20 protein-coding genes are annotated in these 20,611 nt (G+C 41.3%); 1 reads left to right on the top strand and 19 read right to left on the bottom strand.

Translation table 11 applies throughout. The annotated features are described in order from the left end of the window. The first annotated feature begins 543 nt into the window (after window positions 1-543). Window positions 544-1,278, top strand: a complete 735-nt coding sequence (locus tag ESY88_RS09435; RefSeq protein ID WP_147086285.1) for a metallophosphoesterase family protein — start codon at window positions 544-546, stop codon at window positions 1,276-1,278. A 157-nt stretch (window positions 1,279-1,435) separates the two neighbouring features. On the opposite strand, the gene ESY88_RS09430 is transcribed toward ESY88_RS09435, so the two are convergent. From ESY88_RS09430 to ESY88_RS09325, 19 genes are all read right to left on the bottom strand, one after another. Further along, window positions 1,436-2,230, bottom strand: a complete 795-nt coding sequence (locus tag ESY88_RS09430; protein ID WP_147086286.1) for a TIGR04283 family arsenosugar biosynthesis glycosyltransferase — start codon at window positions 2,228-2,230, stop codon at window positions 1,436-1,438. Window positions 2,231-2,418: 188 nt separating this feature from the next. After that, window positions 2,419-3,225: a DUF547 domain-containing protein gene (locus tag ESY88_RS09425; protein ID WP_147086287.1), complete on the bottom strand. Its 807-nt coding sequence runs from the start codon at window positions 3,223-3,225 to the stop codon at window positions 2,419-2,421. Between the two features lie 40 nt (window positions 3,226-3,265). Then, window positions 3,266-4,153 carry a sterol desaturase family protein gene (locus tag ESY88_RS09420; RefSeq protein ID WP_147086288.1) on the bottom strand — a complete coding sequence of 296 codons (888 nt, stop codon included), beginning with the start codon at window positions 4,151-4,153 and terminating at the stop codon, window positions 3,266-3,268. Window positions 4,154-4,382: 229 nt separating this feature from the next. Then, window positions 4,383-5,195: a purine-nucleoside phosphorylase gene (locus tag ESY88_RS09415; protein WP_147086289.1), complete on the bottom strand. Its 813-nt coding sequence runs from the start codon at window positions 5,193-5,195 to the stop codon at window positions 4,383-4,385. 29 nt (window positions 5,196-5,224) lie between these two features. Further along, complete coding sequence (locus tag ESY88_RS09410) at window positions 5,225-5,896, bottom strand: TIGR04282 family arsenosugar biosynthesis glycosyltransferase (protein WP_147086290.1); 672 nt, start codon at window positions 5,894-5,896, stop codon at window positions 5,225-5,227. A gap of 437 nt (window positions 5,897-6,333) precedes the next feature. Further along, the gene (locus ESY88_RS09400; RefSeq protein ID WP_147086291.1) at window positions 6,334-6,825 is read right to left on the bottom strand and encodes a rhodanese-like domain-containing protein; all 492 of its coding nucleotides are present in this window, start codon (window positions 6,823-6,825) and stop codon (window positions 6,334-6,336) included. After that, window positions 6,822-7,772 (bottom strand): radical SAM protein, encoded by a 951-nt coding sequence (locus tag ESY88_RS09395; RefSeq protein ID WP_147086292.1) that lies wholly within the window; start codon window positions 7,770-7,772, stop codon window positions 6,822-6,824. Before ESY88_RS09395 ends, ESY88_RS09400 begins: the two co-directional genes overlap by 4 nt. A gap of 3 nt (window positions 7,773-7,775) precedes the next feature. Continuing rightward, entirely contained in the window at window positions 7,776-8,513 is a 738-nt protein-coding gene (locus ESY88_RS09390; RefSeq protein WP_147086293.1) for a methyltransferase domain-containing protein, read from the bottom strand. After that, window positions 8,507-9,157, bottom strand: a complete 651-nt coding sequence (locus ESY88_RS09385; RefSeq protein ID WP_147086294.1) for a hypothetical protein — start codon at window positions 9,155-9,157, stop codon at window positions 8,507-8,509. Before ESY88_RS09385 ends, ESY88_RS09390 begins: the two co-directional genes overlap by 7 nt. 84 nt (window positions 9,158-9,241) lie before the next feature. Continuing rightward, window positions 9,242-9,880 (bottom strand): hypothetical protein, encoded by a 639-nt coding sequence (locus ESY88_RS09380; RefSeq protein ID WP_147086295.1) that lies wholly within the window; start codon window positions 9,878-9,880, stop codon window positions 9,242-9,244. A gap of 4 nt (window positions 9,881-9,884) precedes the next feature. Beyond that, window positions 9,885-10,616: an ABC transporter ATP-binding protein gene (locus tag ESY88_RS09375; protein ID WP_147086296.1), complete on the bottom strand. Its 732-nt coding sequence runs from the start codon at window positions 10,614-10,616 to the stop codon at window positions 9,885-9,887. After that, a complete protein-coding gene (locus ESY88_RS09370) occupies window positions 10,613-11,392 on the bottom strand; it encodes an ABC transporter permease (protein ID WP_147086297.1) in 780 nt (259 codons plus the stop codon). The genes ESY88_RS09375 and ESY88_RS09370 overlap by 4 nt, the downstream gene beginning before the upstream one ends. Continuing rightward, the gene (locus tag ESY88_RS09365; protein WP_223270785.1) at window positions 11,389-12,276 is read right to left on the bottom strand and encodes an ABC transporter permease subunit; all 888 of its coding nucleotides are present in this window, start codon (window positions 12,274-12,276) and stop codon (window positions 11,389-11,391) included. Before ESY88_RS09365 ends, ESY88_RS09370 begins: the two co-directional genes overlap by 4 nt. A 530-nt stretch (window positions 12,277-12,806) precedes the next feature. After that, window positions 12,807-14,018, bottom strand: a complete 1,212-nt coding sequence (locus tag ESY88_RS09355) for an ABC transporter substrate-binding protein (protein WP_147086298.1) — start codon at window positions 14,016-14,018, stop codon at window positions 12,807-12,809. A 122-nt stretch (window positions 14,019-14,140) separates the two neighbouring features. After that, window positions 14,141-17,134 carry a TonB-dependent receptor gene (locus tag ESY88_RS09350; RefSeq protein WP_147086299.1) on the bottom strand — a complete coding sequence of 998 codons (2,994 nt, stop codon included), beginning with the start codon at window positions 17,132-17,134 and terminating at the stop codon, window positions 14,141-14,143. 45 nt (window positions 17,135-17,179) lie between these two features. Further along, window positions 17,180-17,887 carry a TIGR04282 family arsenosugar biosynthesis glycosyltransferase gene (locus ESY88_RS09345; RefSeq protein ID WP_223270784.1) on the bottom strand — a complete coding sequence of 236 codons (708 nt, stop codon included), beginning with the start codon at window positions 17,885-17,887 and terminating at the stop codon, window positions 17,180-17,182. Window positions 17,888-18,356: 469 nt separating this feature from the next. Then, complete coding sequence (gene arsS, locus ESY88_RS09335) at window positions 18,357-19,409, bottom strand: arsenosugar biosynthesis radical SAM (seleno)protein ArsS (RefSeq protein ID WP_147086300.1); 1,053 nt, start codon at window positions 19,407-19,409, stop codon at window positions 18,357-18,359. A 97-nt stretch (window positions 19,410-19,506) separates the two neighbouring features. After that, window positions 19,507-19,842 (bottom strand): arsenosugar biosynthesis-associated peroxidase-like protein, encoded by a 336-nt coding sequence (locus ESY88_RS09330; protein ID WP_147086301.1) that lies wholly within the window; start codon window positions 19,840-19,842, stop codon window positions 19,507-19,509. A gap of 292 nt (window positions 19,843-20,134) precedes the next feature. Continuing rightward, window positions 20,135-20,605, bottom strand: coding sequence for a nucleoside deaminase (locus tag ESY88_RS09325; RefSeq protein WP_147086302.1), 471 nt, complete (start codon window positions 20,603-20,605; stop codon window positions 20,135-20,137). Between the last annotated feature and the right edge of the window lie 6 nt (window positions 20,606-20,611).

Genomic DNA, 20,611 nt, shown 5'->3' with positions numbered 1-20,611 from the left:
TGCGTTAGATATGTTTTTTAAATTCAAATCACGATCAACCCAATAAAAGATGCCAGCGGCATCACAGGTTTGTAGCAGCACAAACGTTTTACATTTCCGACTCCAGCGGAGTCGCAGCCTTTTCCAAGCATTCAAGACGAATTTTTGTATCTTCATGTCCGTATGACACAAAACTAAAATGGCATAATAACAAGTGGAATGTTGTAATGGATGTGCTGGTATTTGCTCCGGATGTCGAACCTAAACCTTTGATTGATAAAAAGGTTTTCGAGGTGAGCAGATGGATTAAGTTCCTAATGAAAGCCTTGATATAAATAAGCTGTTCGCATTAGTACCATTAGCAAAGCCAAACATTCGCGTTATTTTTGAAGAAGTTTATGATATAGCTACGACTTGGCAAACAGCTATAAAAAAAACCGAAGTCAGCAATTTAGAAACACGAAAACCACGACAGACGAAAGATTACATTAAACATCTGCGAAGCAGCTTCCGAAGAAAAAGAGAAAGGAACAGCGATTTTAAGAACCAAATAATCATAAAAACATGAAACGTACATTAGCCATAGGAGACATTCACGGCGGACTTAAGGGTTTGAAACAGCTTTTGGCTCGTATTGATTCAAAGGAAGACGACCAATTGATTTTTCTTGGCGATTATGTGGATGGATGGAGTGAATCTGCACAAGTGATTCAATATTTGATGGAATTTTCAAAAAGGCAAGAATGCATCTTCATCAAAGGCAATCACGACGTCTGGTGCGAAGATTGGTTGCGAGAAGAAAAAGCGCCAGCCGTTTGGCAACAACACGGCGGTAAGGGCACGATAGCAAGTTATAAGGACTTTTCCAAATCGGAAAAAAAAGCACATTTGAAATTTTTTGAAGCAATGCCATTATTCCATATCGATGACCAAGATCGACTCTTTATCCACGCCGGCTTTACCTCAATGCACGGTGTGGCACATGAAACCTATGAAGAGAACTTCTATTTTGATCGCACGCTTTGGGAAATGGCGCTGGTAGCCGATAGGTTTGTGCAGAAGAACGCCTTTAATTATCCCAACCGACTCAAACATTACCATGAGATTTTCATTGGCCACACGCCAACTTTAAATTTTAACGAAACCGAGCCCATGAAAGCGCTCAACGTTTGGAATGTTGATACTGGTGCCGCATTTACCGGACCCTTATCGGCAATTGATATTGATTCTAAAACAGTTATTCAGAGTGACACGGTGCAAAGCCTTTACCCTTACGAAAAAGGTAGGAATAAAAATTAACCTGCTAGTCTGCCTCCAGATGTGTAAAGTGTTTCTCCAGTTCGGGATGAACAACCTTCAAAGTGTTGAGATGCGGTAATGTTCCAACCGCTTCAAGGTTTTTCCAACCTTGTAGGTTTTTTTTAAATCATTAAATAGATTCAATTTTAATCCAAGGTCAACTCAAATGCTCCTTGTAATATCCAAAAAGTTCTTCCGCGGAAGCGCCAAACCATTTTTTAACATAGATTCTCAAAAAATGATACTGCACTTTCCAAACCCCATGCTTGCGATACAAGCGTGCCGAACTGCGCAGTTTTTTGTTGATAACCGTAAATTGTTTTCTGGCGTAAAGCTCGTTGATGAGAATGTTGTCCTCGTAGATGATATAGCTCTCGTCATAGCCTCCAATACTGTCGAAAAGCGCACGAGTGATAAACTGACTTTGGTCGCCACCCCTACAAGCGCGCCAAGGGAATTGCGTAAACGAACTTGCAAGTTGCAGCCACCAATGGGTACTGTCAAACTGCATCCTAAAACAGCCTGCTAAATTTCCTTTGTTGACTTCGGAAATTATTAAACTGTCAAAATCCTTTGGCGGGAATGAATCGGCATGCAAGAAATAAAGAATATTGCCAAGAGCTTCTTTTGCGCCACGATTGAGTTGTTTTGCCCTGCCTTTTTCCGAAGTGATCAATTTGATTTGGGTGGATAAACAGGTCTTGGGCTTTGAGGTTTTTTTGGTAACAAGCGTGTCGCTATCGCTTAGCTTAGGTTTGAGATTGGACGAGTGCACTTCCGAAGAAAACCTGTTCACAATGTCAAGCGAACCATCACAGCTTCCGCCATCTACCACAATTATTTCTAAAACCTGTTCATCTGAAGATGAATGGTGCAGCAGATGCTGAATCAATTGGCCTATCGATTCAGCTTCGTTTAAAACGGGTATGATGATGGAAATCTTATGATTCATAAAAAACAGTTCAAGAACATTCAGTAGCTAAGTTTCCTAATCGAAACTTCTAAAGCGTTCTCAAAGCAGCGCAAATATGCGTTTTAAAATTTGTGATGTAAAAAACAATAAGAGATTTTATAACTTAAATTCCAAATTCCAAATTCCAAATCGTCAATCGTCAATCGTCAATCGTCAATCGTCAATCGTCAATCCCTTTGTTCGTTCAAGCTCCAATCGTAATCCTTAAACGTGTATTCGGTGGAGGTGTCAATCTTGGTTTTGCTGTATTGATTGACAAATCCAATGAGGTCTTTTTTGCCATCTACCTTAAAATCTGAAGTATAAAAGTCAAAAATCTTGGACAGTTTTGGGTTGGTCTTTGTAATATCGTTTTTATCTGAGTTGATAAATTCTACGGTTGCAGCTTCCAATTGCTCATTTATTTTTGCAGAAGTATAAGCTTCATTCATCAATTTCGGACAAGAATAGGCCGCACAATTAATGGCGAAATGGATTCTTGGTTCGTTCATTTTTCGCAACACACCATTTTCGATGCCTCCAAGAGAAAGCTCGCTATCGCCAATTTTCACGAAAGCCTTGATAAAAGCCTTGTCAATATCCTGGATGCTCTTGGTTGGGTAATTTTCCAAAATCAATTGAACGGTTGCAGCATTGTAGAGATTGATGTAATAAGCCAACAATTCCTGAACGCTCCACGCATCGCTGGGGTCTAATTCTGATAGCATTTTTAGGTAAGCCTCTAATTGCGCTTGGTCATTGCTGAAGCCTTTATAATCCACAAAACCTTTGTTGTTAACGTGTTTTTTAAGCAATTTATCAAAAGCGCTGTGGTCAACATTCACTGCCGAATTTAATGTGGAAGAGGATAAGTCACCCTGCACTTTTTTCGTGGGCTGGCCTTGACTGCTCATGCCCGCGGCGGTAAGGAGGTTGCAGCTCGTCGTGCAAATGGCCATACTGAAAATAGCAACATAGGTTATTAAGGTTTTCATGTGGTTGTTTTAAGTTCTCTGGTCGTACTTACGAAATTCATTAGCCCTTGGTTTTGAGCGGATAAATGCTCTGTCTTAAAAAGTCCTTCGGAAAGTTTTCGTCTTCATCAAAACCTAATTCAATATCTCTACCGTCACTCGGAATATGGTCTGTTCTGAATATATAATCCCAAGTGCTCAGCGTTATCCCGTAGTTGACACCGTATTTTGTGTGTTCTGGAAGTTCCTTGGCATGGTGCCAAATGTGCATTTTCGGGTTGTTGAAAATGTATTTTAATTTACCATAATCCCAGCCGAGATTGGCATGGTTGAGGTGGCCAATCGCAATGGCGAAAAAATGAACAATCGCTACATCTTGAGCATCAAAACCACCAATAATCGCAATGGGGATGTAAAGTAAGGAGTTGTAAACCACAGGTTCCATCCAATGGTAGCGCAAGTGCGCCGCAAAACCCATTTCTTTGACGCTGTGATGCACCTTATGAAAATTCCAGAGCATGGGCACGCGGTGCAGCAAGCGGTGAGTATTCCATTGTACAAAATCGCTAATTAGAAAGAAAATGAATAAACCCAACCAACGCGGTAAGACATCAATATCAAAAAGCTCAAAATTGGAGACATGCAAACCTGAAAAACCCAAAATATCATTGAAGATTTCGGCTGCGGTATTTGATAGTGCGATGAGCACAATTAAATTCAGAAGAAAAAAATTGAAGAACATGTAGAAGGTGTCCAGCCAAAAATCTTTTCTAAAAACAGGCTGGTTTTTTCGCCACGGAAATAGGATTTCCAATCCCCAGACCAATAACGATAGCCCAATAAGACCATAAAAATAGTTGTCCCAGTGGTAAATGTCGATAAGCTCGTTTTTGAGATAACGCCAGTACCCTGAATAGGAGTTTAATATAATGTCTAAATATTTTTCCATGTTTACTTCCTGCGAAAGCAGGGATATCTTAATGGGTTGAGTCGGTATTGGTTGATAAACCTTTCAGGTGTTCAGTACTTGAAGGGTTTCGACTATGGAGCTTACATTCAGAACTGCGAAAAGATGTTGGTGGAAAACACCTACATGGGCTTTGTAATAAATTGAGAAATCGTTTTTGGGTAAAAATCTCACAGTCACGAAAATTTTCGTGACTGTGAGATTTTATGTCTTACAAACTCTTAATCAACTCCTTAAACAACACAATCATATCTGGCTCGGCTTTAGTTGCCATGGCAATGATTTCTGTAATGTTGACGGGTTTCAAATGGTTTGGGTCGCATTCATCGGTCAATACGGAAACCGCAGCTGCTTTGAGATTAAGGTGATTGGCCACGATGATTTCTGGTACGGTGCTCATGCCAACCGCATCGGCGCCCATAATCTTGAGCATGCGATATTCAGCTCGGGTTTCCAATTGTGGGCCAACGACACTAGCATAAACGCCTTCGTGTAGTTTGATCTTATGCGCTTTGGCAATGGTTTTAAATTTCGCGTTGATGTCTAAATCGTAAGGTGCGCTCATGTCCACAAAACGCTCGCCCAGTTGTTCTACGCCTTTAAAAGCCAATGGCGAACTGCCTTGTAAATTGATGTGGTCATCAATGAGCATCAATTCGCCTTTTTTGAAATCGAGATTTATGGCTCCAGAAGCGTTTGAAACCAATAAAGTGTGAATGCCCAGTGCTTTCATCACACGCACCGGATAGGTCACATCTTGAAGCGAATAACCTTCATAAATATGGAAACGCCCTTGCATAACGATGACTTTCTTGCCTTCCAAGATGCCATAAATAAGTTTGCCTTTATGAAACTCTATCGTGGCAGTAGGGAAATTCGGGATGTGGTTGTAGCTCACTTCCTCTAGAATCTCGAGTTCGTTAACGAGTTGCCCCAGTCCGGTGCCAAGGATAATGCCGATTTCGGGCGTATCAAAGCCTTTGTTTTTGAGGTAGTCTGCGGTTTCTGTAATGTATTTTTGCATATTCATCTTCCGAGAAAGCGGAAGTCTTATTAATTAGTATAGAATTTTTTGAGTTCGTCATAGTGCTTCATGTCGTCAAAAGTGTCGATGTCGTTGAGTGCTTTCAGTAAATGGACTTTTTTGTCAGCCAGATTTTCGAGGGTTGCGTTTCTTACGGTTTCGGTTCCCCAATCTTTATTTTCAAAGACGGGGCGCTGCATTTCGTTCATCGCCAAAAGGTAGTAGCCGCCATCTTCGGCAGGACCAATCACGACATCGTGATGGTTTAAGGTTTCTAGAGCTTCGTCAATAATTTCAGCATCTAAATCGAGCAAATCGCTGCCAATAATGCAGACTTTCTCATAGCCAGAAGCAAACAATAACGAAAAAGCGTTGTGCATTTTCTCGCCTAAGTTATTCCCTTCCTGCAATTTTTTTCTGAAAAACGCCTCATCCCAAATATCGCTGTTATTGATGTGTTCCGAATAAAAAACGAAACGGTCGGCACTCACTTTTTTAGCAACATTAGCCGTATGTTGCAGTAGATGTTTATAAACCTTTAAAGCCGATTCATCGCCAATACTTTTTGCCAAACGGGTCTTGCATTTTCCCAATTCTGGATTACGTGTAAAAACAATCAAGGCTTTTTTAGACGTCGGAAAATGAAAATTCGCCATGAGCTCATGGTCGTTTTTGATGTCGTTGTTAGATAGGATTCCCATATTTTTAAGTATTCAGTCCACAGTTTTCAGTCCACAGTATTCAGTCTGAAGTTTTCGTTTTAGTTTCGGTTTTCAATTCTGCTAGCTGATTCATTTTCAATTTCATCTTCAATTCAACTCTGCTTGCCGGCAGGCAGGTCTGCGAGCTAATTCATTTTCAAGTTCAAGTTCAAGTTCAAATTCAAGTTCATCTTCAAGTTCAAGTTCAAATTCATCTTCATCTTCATTGTCATCTTCAACTCCTCTCCCCTGCGAGTTATTTCATTTTCAAGTTCAAGTTCAAGTTCAAGTTCAAGTTCAAATTCATCTTCATCTTCATTGTCATCTTCAACTCCTCGCCCCAGCGAGTTATTTAATTTTCAAGTTCAAGTTCATTTTCAAGTTCAAGTTCAAGTTCAAGTTCAAATTCATCTTCATCTTCAACTTCATCTTCGCCTTCAATAAACCTTAACCCCTTTCAACAGCCACTTCCCCCAAACTTTTGAAAACGCATGCACACTATCCGTTTCTTGTTCCGCAGCATTATATACAGGAAAATCTTCATTCTTCCATTCAAAAATACCGCCATAGAGATTATAAACGTTTGTGTATCCTGCTTTTTTGAGTTTTTCGGCAATGGTTTCAGACCTGATTCCTAGCGAACAATACACGACTATGTGTTGTTGTTTGTTGTAGAGTTGTGAGGTTGTTGTTTCTAAATCAAATGTATTGAAGCCCACAAAAACAGCATTTTTTAGACGGCTTACTTTATATTCTTCTGGTTCGCGGGCATCCAAAATCACAGCCTCCGTTTTAGGCATCGCAAGTTCTTGAACGCTAATGTAGGGTACCGCATTATTATTGTGGACTTTCAATAATTCTTCCAAGGTCTTCTGCCCAAAGCTAAAAAACGGTAAGCTAAAAACCCCCATGAGTATTAAGAATTTCATACCAGTTGTTCTGAAGGTTTCACGCCATTTTCATCAAAAATCTCATCTTTATGGCATTTCATAAAATGGTCGCAATAGAGACAGATGTTTTTTAATTCCTGGTTTTTTTCTGAAGCCTCTTCTTGAGTAACACCCAAACTTTCGCCCATTTTTAAAGGGTCGCCATCGTTGAGCATTTTAAAGACTGCACTTTTGGAAGCACGTTCTAAAACGTCGGCCACTTTTTGTTTCCGAGCGTCGCCCATGGGGAAATGCGTGCCAGGGCAACACGGATTGATACGCCAAAGCTGAATGCTGATTTCCTGCGGAATATCTTCATGACCACCCAAAAAATTACGTGCGCCAGAAAGTATGGTACAAAAATTATGGTCTGGGTCTTTCAACCAATTATCGTGTTTCAAGGCTTTGCCACGTGCCCAATTGCCACCGAGCCACATGTCTTCATTTGCGCCCCAATAGCCCCAACTCAATGGGTTTTCAGTTAAATAATGACCGCCTTCCAATAAAGGGTCTTTTTCAGTGCCGTTAACCCCGCAGCTTTCAAAAATATCGGCCAACTCCATTAATCGTCCGCCCGCTTTTTTATGGTAGCGGTCGATACTGGCAATGTCAAACCTGGTCACACCTTTATCAATTAAAACCTGAAGCTTTTTAGGTTTCATCAAATCGCCATTGGTCTGCAACATGATTTGGGTCTCGCCTTTATAGCGGGCTTGAATTTTGTCCAATATGGCATGTAACAACTTGATATCTGCCATAGGCTCGCCACCACTTAAGATGATGCGGTCAATTTTATCGGGCATATTATCGATAATCGCCATGCAATCGTCTTTGCTGATGCGCTTTCCAAACGGACTAGAATCATTGTAACAATGGTCGCAGTCGTCGTTGCAAAGTTGGGTGAATACCCAGTAAACAGATTGTATGTGATTGAAATTCTGATTCATAAATTATAAAGTTATTTTAAAAGTGCTAATGTAAACACCTTGTGTTTTTGAAATATGATTGGGGAATTCTACCAACCGCTCTCCAATGAGTTCTACGGAAGAAAACCCAGCATTTTTAATATGGTCAAGGTAGCTATTTTGATGGCGAATCCCATTCAAACAGCCTGTGTAGGATTTTATTTGCGCATAGTCTACTTCGGAAAAATTTGTTTTCCGATTAATATCCGATAAGCAAAATACACCTCCAGGTCTCAGGATACGCTTTATTTCCTTGAAAACAGCTTCCAAATCTTTTATTAGACTGAAAACGCCATTACTCGTGCAAACCGAAACACTATCATCTTCCAACGGAATTTCAGTAATATCGGCAGTAGCAAACTGTACCTGCTCAATTCCGAAGTTATTTTTAATAGCATTTGCGCGTTTTATGAGTGATGGTGTGATATAAAATCCGAAAACTTGGCTTTTAGTTCCTGCCAAATCCGCCATAATAAAACTGTCTATGCCAGCAGCACAACCTAAATCGGCCACCAAATCGCCTTCTTTCAAATTAGCATGCTCAAACGGAAGCGCGCAACCCAAGCCTAAATCAGCTTCCGCTATACAACCCTTAAACGTCGGATAGCGATGTCTAATCGAATTAAAAATCGCAGGACACGCATTAGCTCTTTGCGCTTCGGCATCAAGTTCATGCGAACTTACGATTTTGGAATAGTCTGCTGTGATTTTGTCATTCAGCATGATACGGCAATTCCATAATTTTCTCGAGGCACATCAAAACTCCCAGACGCCTTATCGCCCGAAAGCCAAAAAATAAGCTTATCCACATAATGATCCAAATGCGTAATCTGTTGTACGCCGTGCTCCACGATTGGGTCTAATGTGGTCGCAAAAAGTGTGCCTCCATATTGTTGGGTTTCCCAACTTATAATTTCGCCATCTGGCTTTTTTTGGATGGCTTTTGCTTGGGAAGGCATACTCGTGTATGAGCCATGCGTGTGCCAGCAGGATTGTCTTGGCGTCAAACCCTCATAAATGGGGTGCGTGAAATCGGTGTCGCTAATTGGCGGATTATTTGGGTTTTCTACCCACCAGTAATTATTGGTAGGCCGGTCTTCCCATTTGGCCTCAATCCAATCCATAGACGAATCGCCTTCAATAAATACTTTTTTGCCTTTTGCAAGAAAATCGTAAATCACGTCTTTGCGTTTGGCAATGGCATTTTGATTGGATTGAAACGGGATCATGAGTGCTTCCAATCTGTCCAACGAAGTTTCATCAAAATCGTGAATGTAAATCAGCTCAATTAAATCCTTGTATTTTGGTGCGGTTGCGAAGGTATAATGGCTCCAAACGCCATTAAACAGTAATCCTATCTTTTTCATGTGTATATTGTTATTGTTTTTGATGGTCAGCCCGATAACTATCGGGGCTGTTCGCTATCAATCATTTTCTTAAATGAATAAAATTTAGAACATGCTCGTTTCATGGTTTATCTTTTTTATGATTAAACTTAACATATTTTGGTACAATTGCCCTAAAACGGAATAAGACGATTCGTCATCGGTTGGGATGGCGCCACTATCACCCAAAGGGCCACTCGCAGTTAAAATAATGGTACCATTGGTGGTTTTTTCATCTAATACAATGATTGGGCGTTGCCAAGTATCTTCAACAATCACATCGGCATTTTTTGAAGCGTCAATGTAGCCACAAGCCCACCAACCACTTATATTATGGTTATAAATTAATTTATCGATGTCAATACCTTCAAACAGATTGTAAGTGTCGGTCTTGACCTTATACCGAATATCGATGGTTTTTTTCTCGTTGCTCATAACCCATTGGTTACCGGGAATCCAGTTGGTAAACCAGCCATCAAAGCAAAAAAGCGCGTTGCCTTCTTCTAGAAAAGAGGCTACTTTATCCTTTATTTTTGCCATGGCAATATGGTCGCAACCGTTGGGCACGACCAAAAGGTCATACGGTGTGAGGTCGGGATTGAAGTCTTCCTCAATTTCCAAAACGCTGTAATTGACTTTTTCATTAGATACGAAGTACCTGTGGATGCCTTGCAATCCGTTGGAAATTACTGCAGCTTGTATCATAATTTTAGTTGTTGTTTATCTGTTTCCAGAAGTCAATTTCTTTTTGTACTCCAGAAAATTCATCTTTATAGAATTCTTTTTTAGTTGCGTACTGCAGCAGTTGGCCTTTTTGGATTTTCCCAATCTGGTCGCCCATGACGATGGCTTCTTTTAAATCGTGGGTAACGAACAATGCTGAAATATGCATCTTATGTGCCAAATCCTTGAACAGTTCTTGCATTTTGCCGCGCGTGATAGCATCTAAAGCTCCAAAAGGTTCATCCAGCAACAGCAATTCTGGTTCAATGACCATGGCACGACCAAAGGAAATGCGTTGGCGTTGCCCACCAGAAAGCTGATTTGGCATCTTTTCGGCATGTCTAGCCATGTCTAGATGTTCCAACATGTGGTTTACTTTTTCCATAATGACTTTGGAATCCACTTTTTTTAGTCGTAAACCAAAGGCAATGTTTTCAAAAGCATTCAAATGCGGGAATAATAAAGCCTCTTGGTATAAATATACGATATTCCGCTGCTGCGGTTTTTTATTGGCCAGATTTTTTCCGTTGAGCAACAGCTCACCTTTATCTTCAGACTCCAAACCTGCAATGATTTTGAGAAGTGTGGTTTTTCCGCTTCCAGATGAGCCTAAAAGACTCAAAACGGTATTCTTTTCTAAAGACAAGTTGATGTTTTTCAGTATCGTCTCTTTTCCGAAGTTCTTATACAGGTCTTTTATGTTGAGAATGTGGGTCATGGTTCGATTTTGGTTTTTTCGACAAAAAATATCAAGCGTTTATTGATGTACAGCAACAGCATTGGTGGTAAAATGAGCAAACAACAGGATAATGCGGCATAAAAAATGTTGGCTTCGGTTACAAAATTGAAGACACTTACAGTCAAGGTACGTACTTTGCCAGAACCGATGAGATTGGTTAAGCCATACTCGAACCAAGAAATCAAAAACACCTGAAAAAAGCAGAGCATTATCGCGTTTTTAGATAAGGGTAATAGTACTTTTTTGAAGGTTTGCCATCGGCTTCCGCCTAATGTATAGCTCAATTCTTCGATGGATTTTAACTGCGGGTTCCAAAAATTGATGTAAATGATAATCCCAAAAGGAAACGCCACTAAAAACTGCGCGATGATGACACCTAGAAAAGTGCCGGTAAGTCCCGTGATGATAAAATAATATTGGAATATCACCGCCATGATCACGGGCGATAGTAAATATGGAATATAAGCTAACACCAAATAAAAGTTTCTGTTTTTACTATAGGCGATAAGTTTTGAAATTAGAAAACCAATACTGGTAGTAAAAATCGCAACACAAAGTGAAATGCCGAGCGACACAAAAAAGGCTTGGAACAATTTGGAGTCACTGCGCTGCAAAAATTCCCAATTTGCAAAATTCATCTGCTCTGGCAACACGTTTGGGTAGGCCCAACGTCTGCCCAAAGACAGCATCAGCAAAAACGCCACCGGAAACCCGATGGATACGATAAACCCGTATTGCAGCAATTTTTTTATCATGCGTTGGTCTCGGTTTTAAAAAAATCCCGGTTTCTAAAATACAAGAGCAAAAGGACGGAAATTATGATAAGCACATATAAAATACTCATCGCAAAACCTTTGGGGATGTCGTATAAATTAAAGCGTTGGATTTTCTGTAAGATGGCTACGGAAATCATTTGCGGACTCTGGCGCCCCAGCAACAGCGGAATCTCATAGCTCCCCATCACAAAAATAACGAATAGGTAAATGGTTACCGACGATTTTTTGAGTAAAATGGGCAAGGTCACTTTGGTAAGCAATTGCAGTTTTGTTGCACCAAAAGTGGATGCCAATTGCTTATAATTGGCAATGTTTTCGCTGCGGTACATGTTGCTGAACAGAATCACAAAAAACGGCGTAATCAACACGACCGAAGTGATGATGATACCAATACCATAGGCATCATTTATCAACGCCGGAAACTGGTTCAATTCACTTAAAATTCCTGCGGTAAAACCCAAACGCGATAAGAATCCAGATTTTGACAACAGCTGAAACATAAAAAACGCCATGACCGTCCCAGGAAAGCATAATGGCAAATACATGGCGGTGGACAATGCGCCTTTTTGAAGTGCTTTTTTCCAGCTTAAGGCCATGCTCAACGAAAACACCAAACTCAATACGATGCTGGTTACCGCTACATAAAAACTAAAGAGAATGGAGGTCCAAAACGGACTGCCAAAAAAGATGGCTTCCCAGTTTTCGGTTGTAAATCCTTTATTTAAAACCCCTACAAACCCTAAGCTATACAGCGTCGCATAGACCAAACCCGAAAGTACTGGCAATGTAACCACAGCTATAAAAAATAACTGTCCTAAAGTTTTGCTATTGAGGTGTTTTTTCAAATTCAGTTTTCTTGCCACGAATGCACGTTTCTTTTTGTTATCTGGAGTACATGCGTGGTTAATGTTACTTAGATTTCACGAATCTCAAAAGACTGTCCGTCTCCCGTCTCCCGTCTCCAATCTCCCGTCTCCCGTCTCCCGTCTCCCGTCTCCCGTCTTCCGTCTCCCGTCTCCCGTCTTCCGTCTCCCGTCTCCCGTCTCCCGTCTCCCGTCTCCCGTCTCCAGTCTCCAGTCTCCCGTCTCCAGTCTCCCGTCTCCCGTCTTCCGTCTCCCGTCTCCCGTCTTCCGTCTTCCGTCTTCCGTCTTCCGTCTTCCGTCTCCCGTCTCCCGTCTCCCGTCTCCCGTCTCCCGTCTCCCGTCTCCCGTCTTCCGTCTTCCGTCTCCCGTCTCCCGTCTCCCGTCTTCCGTCTTCCGTCTTCCGTCTCCCGTCTCCCGTCTTCCGTCTCCCGTCTCCCGTCTCCAGTCTCCCGTCTCCCGTCTCCAGTCTTCAGTCTTCCGTCTCCCGTCTCCCGTCTCCCGTCTCCCGTCTTTTTTCTTTTCTCTCTTTTCTACTTTTCGATTATTTCTTTCCTAAAATCTTCCGATAACCTAATCATATATTCTGGTGCCAATTCCAAATGTGCTTTTTGCTGAATCTCGCTGCGTTTAGGCGCTCGTTTTCTGGAAGGCAAATTTTGAAATTTTGCTTTCATGTCTTCGGAAAGCGTTTCCATATCCAAAACCGTCCCATCGCCCCAAACTGTAGGTCTCATTTTTTCGAGCTGCGCTTCTGGAGAGACCATAAAATTGGCGACTAGCATGGCGGCAGGTTTAACTCCAGACAATTTTGTTATGCCCAAATAATGCGAATTTTGAATGGTTCCGAAATCGGGCACATACGCCCGAGCGGTTTCAGGGAATAAACCTTCCGAAGTTTTACTATCCACTTCCGCATCATTATTGCTCATACTAAACCACAACTCACCACTAGCAAATAATTGGTGCATTTGTGCCACACTCTCAGGAAAAACCTCGCCTTGGCGCCATAGATAGGGTTTCAGCTCATTGATATAGGTCCACAATTCTTGACTGTACTTATGATATTTAGCTTCGTCAAAATCGCCTTTAAGCACGTCATCGCCGCCGGCAATATCAATTAAAAGCGCCTTTAAAAAGGTCAAGCCTGTAAATTGGTTGTCAAAGGTAAATTTACCAGGATTGGCTTTGACAAATGCCAATAAGCCTTCTCTGGTCATGGGTGGATTTTCCACTTTGGCGCTATCATAAATCATGGCCATTTGTACATTGCCCCAAGGCAACTCGTAGCCTTCAATGGGCTGTTGAAAATCCATCCCAATAAAGGGGTTATTAAAATCGATGTATTTTGAGTTTGGCAACTTTGAGGTCCAAGGACCGTAAAGGCCATCCAATTGTCGTAATTGATAAAAGGTTTCGCCATTAATCCATAACATATCCACATTACTGGTTTCGGCATTGGCCTGAAGCTCGGTCATCAACATTTGTATGATTTGACCGCCTTGACCACCAACAATTTCTAAATTGATGTCATAGTTCTTTTTGACCATGGGCTTTACAAAACCTTTCATATAGGCATTGATTTTGGAGTCGCCAATCCACATAATCATGGTTAAGGTTTGGCCTTTGGCGTCTTTGGTAATGGTTTCCCAAGACGCTTCCGTGTAATCTGTTTGTGCTTGCTTTTTCTCGTTTCCGCAGGAAAAAAGAAGTAGAACTAAACTGCAGGTAATGAAATATTTCATTTTATTAAAATTAAACTTTTTCATGTTCAAATGATTTCAACTTGACACATTGATTTCTTTTTCTGTTAATTAAGACCTGTCAGTCGCGATCGCTATCGGGGCCTGACAGATCTATGTGCATTCTAAAATAAGTAACGCGCTCCAAATTGGAACTGTCTTGGTGGTCCTGCATTACGTTGAATAAACACACCAGAAGATGCAGGTCCAGGCTGTATTTGATTACTTTGTGTGGCATTGTTGCTGTAGCCACTCAAATTTTCAACATTGAAGACGTTAAAAACGTCTGCGCGAATTTCCAAACGTGTGCCTTCAGTCAATGTGAATTGATGCTGAATCCCAAGGTCGAAATTGAAAGACCAAGGTAAACGGTCGCTGTTTCTATCTTCACCTGGCGAACGGTCACTATTACCTTGATAGGCATCGCCAAAAGCAGAGCCATCACCATTTAAATCGGTAGTGCCAAAAATTGCCACATCTGGTATGCGATTGATGGGTTGCCCGCTTTGCAATAAAGACGCAATGGTTACCGTGGTGCCTTGAAATGGGTAATAGTTGAAAATCCCATTGATGTTATGGCGACGGTCGTTGATGGATGGGCCATATTCTGAACCATAATTATTCCCATCTTGCGGACGAAAATTGATATCCTCAGTATCGTTCTTTAAAGATGATAAGGTATAATTGAGACGGTAGGCATAATCATCAGTCCCTCGAGTTTTTTGATAGTTGAAACTGGCCGCAAAATATCTTGATTTGCCTTCGGTTTCAGAAACCACCACATTTCTAGCCACGCCCGATACTGCTTGTCCGTTGATAATACCTGCACCATTTACAATGGGTATTGGTCTTGTAGCATCAGCCTCTGCGGGTGTTCTTACATCATCGGGACTAAAATCGTCACCGATGGGGAATTGCGCAGCAGCGTTCAAATTTCGCAGTCGCTGTAGGTTTTCGCCTCGATTATGGTACATATCCACAAAGAATAATTTATCATCTTCTACTTGCAATTGATAGCCAATGGAGAATTGGTGGGAGTACGGGTTGTCATACCCATTCGGGTTCAGGATGCGACGTTCATTTGAAAAGGCACCCTCACGTTGGTCTTGCAAAGATTCAGCCGAAGGTCCTTGTAAATAAGGCACGCTCCCTAAATTTGCCGAAATATTTCCAGCAAATGTTACTGCATCGATATTAGTGTCCGCTGGTAAAATCCCTTGGTCTATAAATGCTTGAATTTGTGCTTTGTAATCGGCCGAAGTTGTATTCTGCTGAAGCGCATCACTGTAAATGGCATAGTTGATTTTTTCGTAGGCCAAACCGTAGCCACCTCTAATCACACTCTTATTATTAAGCTCGTAATTAAAGTTGAAACGAGGTGCGATATTGTTTGTGTCACCGTCGTCGCTTCCGCCTTTTGAAAGGTTGTCATAATCATAACGTAAACCTAAAGTTAGGTTAAGACGCTCGGTTGCCGACCATAAATCTTCAACGTAAATGCTGGTGTTATTGTGGGTTTTTCCGAAGGATTTGGGACGCAATTCAACATTGTAATTGGTTACTTCCACATCGTTAGGGATATCATTGATACCAAAATTGGCGCTCAAACCACTGGTTCTAAGATTGTCTAATTGGTTTTGGTTGAGTCTTACGGTGTAATTGCCATTGGGATTTCCGCCGCCAAAAAGCGTATGGTCGCTGCTTATAAAATTCAAACCAGCCTTAATTGTGTGATTTTTGACGTAATATTTGAATTTCTGTTGAAACTGGACCGTGTTTTCCAAAGCATCAAAAATATAACCCGGATGCCCTAAAATAGCCAAGGTTTCATCGGCAGGACTCAAGACCACCACTTGCGGATTATCTGGGTTATTTGCCGCAGCATAATTCCAACGGAATCTGCTGTACTGCAGGTTGGTTTCTGCGGAAAGCACGCCGAGATTATAAGAATTCTTTAAAGCGATATTGATACTGTTTCGCTCTTGGTTGTTGCCAGCAGTTTGAAATTGCACGCCACCATCAAGTCCGCCGCCTTGGCGCTCAATACCCACAAAACCAACGTTAGCCCGTAACGAACTACGGAAATTTGATGACCAGATTTGATCGATTTTTGCTGAAAAATACTCAAAATAATTTGTGCCTTGCACGGTTTCGGAAACACCCAACTGTGGCACGTTCAAAAGATTATCCTTGACGTCTGTGGTATGTTCAAAATTGAAATAGTAAAACGTTTTATCCTGCACCAAAGCACCCCCAATGCCAACACCTGCTTGGTATCTTGCGAATCCGTCTTTTACCTGGTTGCCAGAAAGGTCGCGTTGTGCGAACTGGCTTGTACCATCAATGGAAGGACCAGGTCGTGTGACAAAAAAGACTTCGCCGGTAGTCTCATTAGTGCCCGATTTTGTGGTTACGTCAATAATGCCGTTGCTGGTTAGGCCTTGTTCCGCAGAATAATTACTGGAAAACACCGTAATATCCTTTACAAACCCAGAAGGAATTGCGAATCGCTGGCCACCCAAAAAGTTTTCGTTGTTATCCATGCCATCGATGAGGTAGGAGGTAAATAAGGAGTTGCCACCATTGACACTCACGTTGGCAGCTTCAGGGAAAAAACCTGTCGCTTGGGTTACGTTTGGTAAACGGTAGAGCACACGCGTAATATCACGACCTTCTACAGGGATTTCCTGGATTTCTTCCGCAGTTAGTTCAAAAGCAACTTCGGCATCGCGACGGTTGATTTTTGCTGAAGACACATTGGTAATGAGCACCTCCTCGAGGTCTTGGGAATTGCCAATACTTTTATTTAATTGTAATTGTACGTTCGGATTTTGGTTAGAACGTACATCGATTTTTTCGCTAAAATTAGGGCCAAAATCGCTGTTTCCCTCAAAAAACACTTGATAACCATTGAGAGTAGGGATGGACCTAAATATCGTTTTTCCTTGTGCATTGGTTTGCTGCGTTAAAGAAATCCCTCGTGCTTGATTGGTCAATTTGATGTCAATATTTGGAACTGGTGCGTTGGTTTCCGCATCAATGACGGAAATGGTAAAATCTTGTTGGGCAAAGCTCATACTTACCATACAGAGCATAGTCAAAGTATATAAATATTTCATTTATAGTATTCTCGATTAAAAAGATTGATAATGTTTTTGAAAAAATTAGGAAAATAGAGGTAAAGGAGAGCCCTTGTTGTAGTATAGGCTTAGAAAGCTATTCTGAAAAGAAAGCTGATACCTAAAAAAAGAAGTGTTTTTTTCTGAAAAAACAGCTAAAAGTAACTGCCTTAGTAAAGTACTTATGTGTCTTTTACTCTGAAGAATGCGGTTGACATCTGAAATACTGTCAATGTCAACAAGTGTTTCAAGCGTAAACAACTTGGTTTTATTCGCAGCGATGAGCCTATACATACTTTGGGATAAGCCTGCGGTTTGCCAAGGTAATTTGAGAAAGGTTTTGGCGTTGAAATGTGATTTTTTCAATCCCATCAAATAAAAACCACCATCCAAAGATGGTCCCAAAACAATATCATTTGTTTCAAGTTGTTGCGCAGCCTTGAGGATTTGGCCGCTATTTAAATGAGGTGTATCGTTACCCACGGTAATGACCCTGTCATAACCTTTGGTGTAAATGGATTGGATGGCGTTTGTAAAACGTTGAGCAAAGGAATTACCAATTTGTTCTTTTTCAGAAACATGATAATAAGGGAGACCCGTGCGCTCCACTTTTTTGAGAATGTCCCGATTGAGTGCATCAAACAACAAGGCCGATGACTCGAAGGGTTTAGCAAAAGCCTCCTGCTGCGCGGAGTTTGCAAAGATTAATATGGCGGTGTTGTTGGTATTCAATGGTGTTATACCAACCTGCAAGGTTTTAAAAACCTTGTAGGTTTTGTTATAATTATTAGTTTAATATTAAATCGGATTTATACCTAGAAGCCCCGAAGCCTCGTGAATACCTTGCAGGTCAAATTTTGTTTTACTACGAATTTTTCAACTTCAACTTCTCCCGATAGCTATCGGGATCATCTTCATCTTCAACTTCAACTTCAACTTCATCCGGAACCCTCGTGCCTCGGGAATACCTTGCAGGTCAAATGTGCATTTTCCTTTTCGTCTTCAACTTCTCCCGATAGCTATCGGGATCATCTTCATCTTCAACTTCATCTTCATCCGGAACCCTCGTGCCTCGGGAATACCTTGCAGGTCAATTTCTATTTCGTCATCATCTTCATCTTCATCTTCGTCTTCATCTTCATCTTCGTCTTCCTCTTCATCTTCATCTTCATCTTCATCTTCAACTTCTCCCGATAGCTATCGGGATCAACTTCAACTTCTCTCAGGTCACACTCCCTTGGCAACTGCTTCCCGCGCCAGCAGTACAGCCATAACAATGTTGTGAAATCATGATGGTTCTACCATCCAAAAGTTCTTCGTTATAATCGGCAATATGCTTGACCTTACTATTAACGGGTAGATTGAGCATTTGGTTGAAATCGCAATCGTACAAATAACCATCCCAAGAAATGGAAAGTGTATTGGTGCACATCACACTTTTAACCGCAGCCGGATTATAAGCTTCAACTAAGGAGTACATATAATCCTCATAATTTTCCGAAGCAATCAAATAATCCAAAAATCGTGCGATTGGTAAATTGGTAATGGCAAATAAGTTGTGAAATTGGATGTTAAATTCTTCCGACAAACCTTTTTTGAAATCCTTCTCCATGCTGGCTTGGTTGCCCGGTAAATAGGCTCCCGACGGATTATAGACCAAGTCCAGTCGCAAATCGTTATCTGGCATGCCGTAGCCAATGGCGTTGAGTTCTTGTAAGGCTTTTATGGATTTATCAAAAACACCATCGCCACGTTGCTTATCTGTTTTTCCCTTAGTCCAGTGTGGCATTGAGGAAATCACGTGTACGTTGTGCTGTTTGAAAAATTCAGGTAAATCGTAATATTTTTTATTGGCCCTAATAATGGTCAAATTAGAGCGCACGATGAAATCTTTGATGCCTGCTTTAGAAGCTTCATCTACAAACCATCTAAAATCTGGGTTCATTTCTGGTGCGCCTCCAGTTAAATCGAGGGTGTGCGCACCGGTGTTTTTAATGACTTCCAAACATTGTCTCATGGTGTCCCTGGTCATGATTTCCTTACGGTCGGGACCGGCATCGACGTGGCAGTGCTCGCAAACCTGGTTGCACATGTAGCCCACATTGATTTGCAGGATTTCAAGTTTTTTTGCTTTTAATGGAAATTGACCGGTTTCGGCAATTTTATCCTTGAATTTGGGCAATTCCCCGTTCTGGAAGATGCCATTTGATAAAATTTCGACCTGTCTATTAGAGTTTGCTAATTCGCTTTCGCGTTTATGTAGGGATTTAATCATCTGTTGATTTAATGTATTCTAATTGAGTTGAAAAGATCCCGACAAAGGTCGGGATGAGCGATCTGTAAGATTTTGCTTCACAAAATCAACAGCCTGCTCACATTTCCAATTTATTCACTTTATTCATCATTTGCACGCCATGCACCAATGATGCACCACCACGAATCGCTGCGGAAACATGCAAGGCTTCCATCATCTCTTCTTTGGTAATGCCGCGTTTGAGTCCGTCGCCAGTATAAGCATCGATGCAATATGGGCATTGCACGGTGTGCGCTACGGCAAGTGCGATGAGTGATTTTTCACGTTCGCTAAGTTTTCCCTCTTTGAATACGGCATTGTAATACTCAAAGAATTTGCTTCCCAATTCTTCATTCCAATCTGAAATCTTGCCAAATTTTCTTAAATCGGCTGGGTCATAATAAGTTTTTTGCATAATTGTTTAGTGCTTAAAAGTGTTTACGAAAAAATCTAAGGTAGGGTTTTTGTCGAAACTTGGAACTTTCGATTACAGAAATTTGGGAAAATTGAAATAAGACCAAATGACTTATGACTCAAGACAGGGCCTAAGATGAGAAATGAGCAAGATTTCAATTTTGATATCAGATTTTTTACTTTACGTCCTACGTCCTACGTCCTACGTCCTATGTCCTACGTCCTTTCGTCTTAGGTCGAATCATCTACTTTTGAATTCCGTAATAAAAAAATTAAAAATAAGCTGAGCTCTGCTAATAGTCAATCTTATCTTCCTTTGCACGCCAAGTATTAAAAGGTTCCATGGCGATTTCGTGTGCCACTTGGATGAATGGGATGCGACGTTCGGCATAAGGCAAAGGGATTTCATCGTAAATAAATTGGTCGTCAAACCCAATATTTGCGGCGTCAACCTGGGTGCTGCCATAATACACTTTTTCAACGCGTGCCCAATAAATAGCGCCCAAGCACATTGGGCAAGGTTCGCAAGAGGTGTAGAGTTCACAGCCATCCAGTTGAAAGCTATCCAGGTTTTTACAGGCATCCCGTATGGCCATGACTTCACCGTGGGCGGTTGGATCGTTGGTGGACGTCACTTTGTTATAGCCCCTGCCCACGATTTGACCGTCTTTGACAATGACACAGCCAAAGGGGCCGCCCGCATTTTTGGTCATTCCTTCTAATGCGGCTTTGACAGCCTCTTGCATGAATTTATCTTTACTCATAGTTTT

This window comes from Subsaximicrobium wynnwilliamsii (genome assembly GCF_007997225.1).
GTDB lineage: Bacteria > Bacteroidota > Bacteroidia > Flavobacteriales > Flavobacteriaceae > Psychroserpens > Psychroserpens wynnwilliamsii.
The sequence above is the reverse complement of the archived record's forward strand: the minus strand, read 5'-3'. Positions and strand labels throughout refer to the sequence as shown.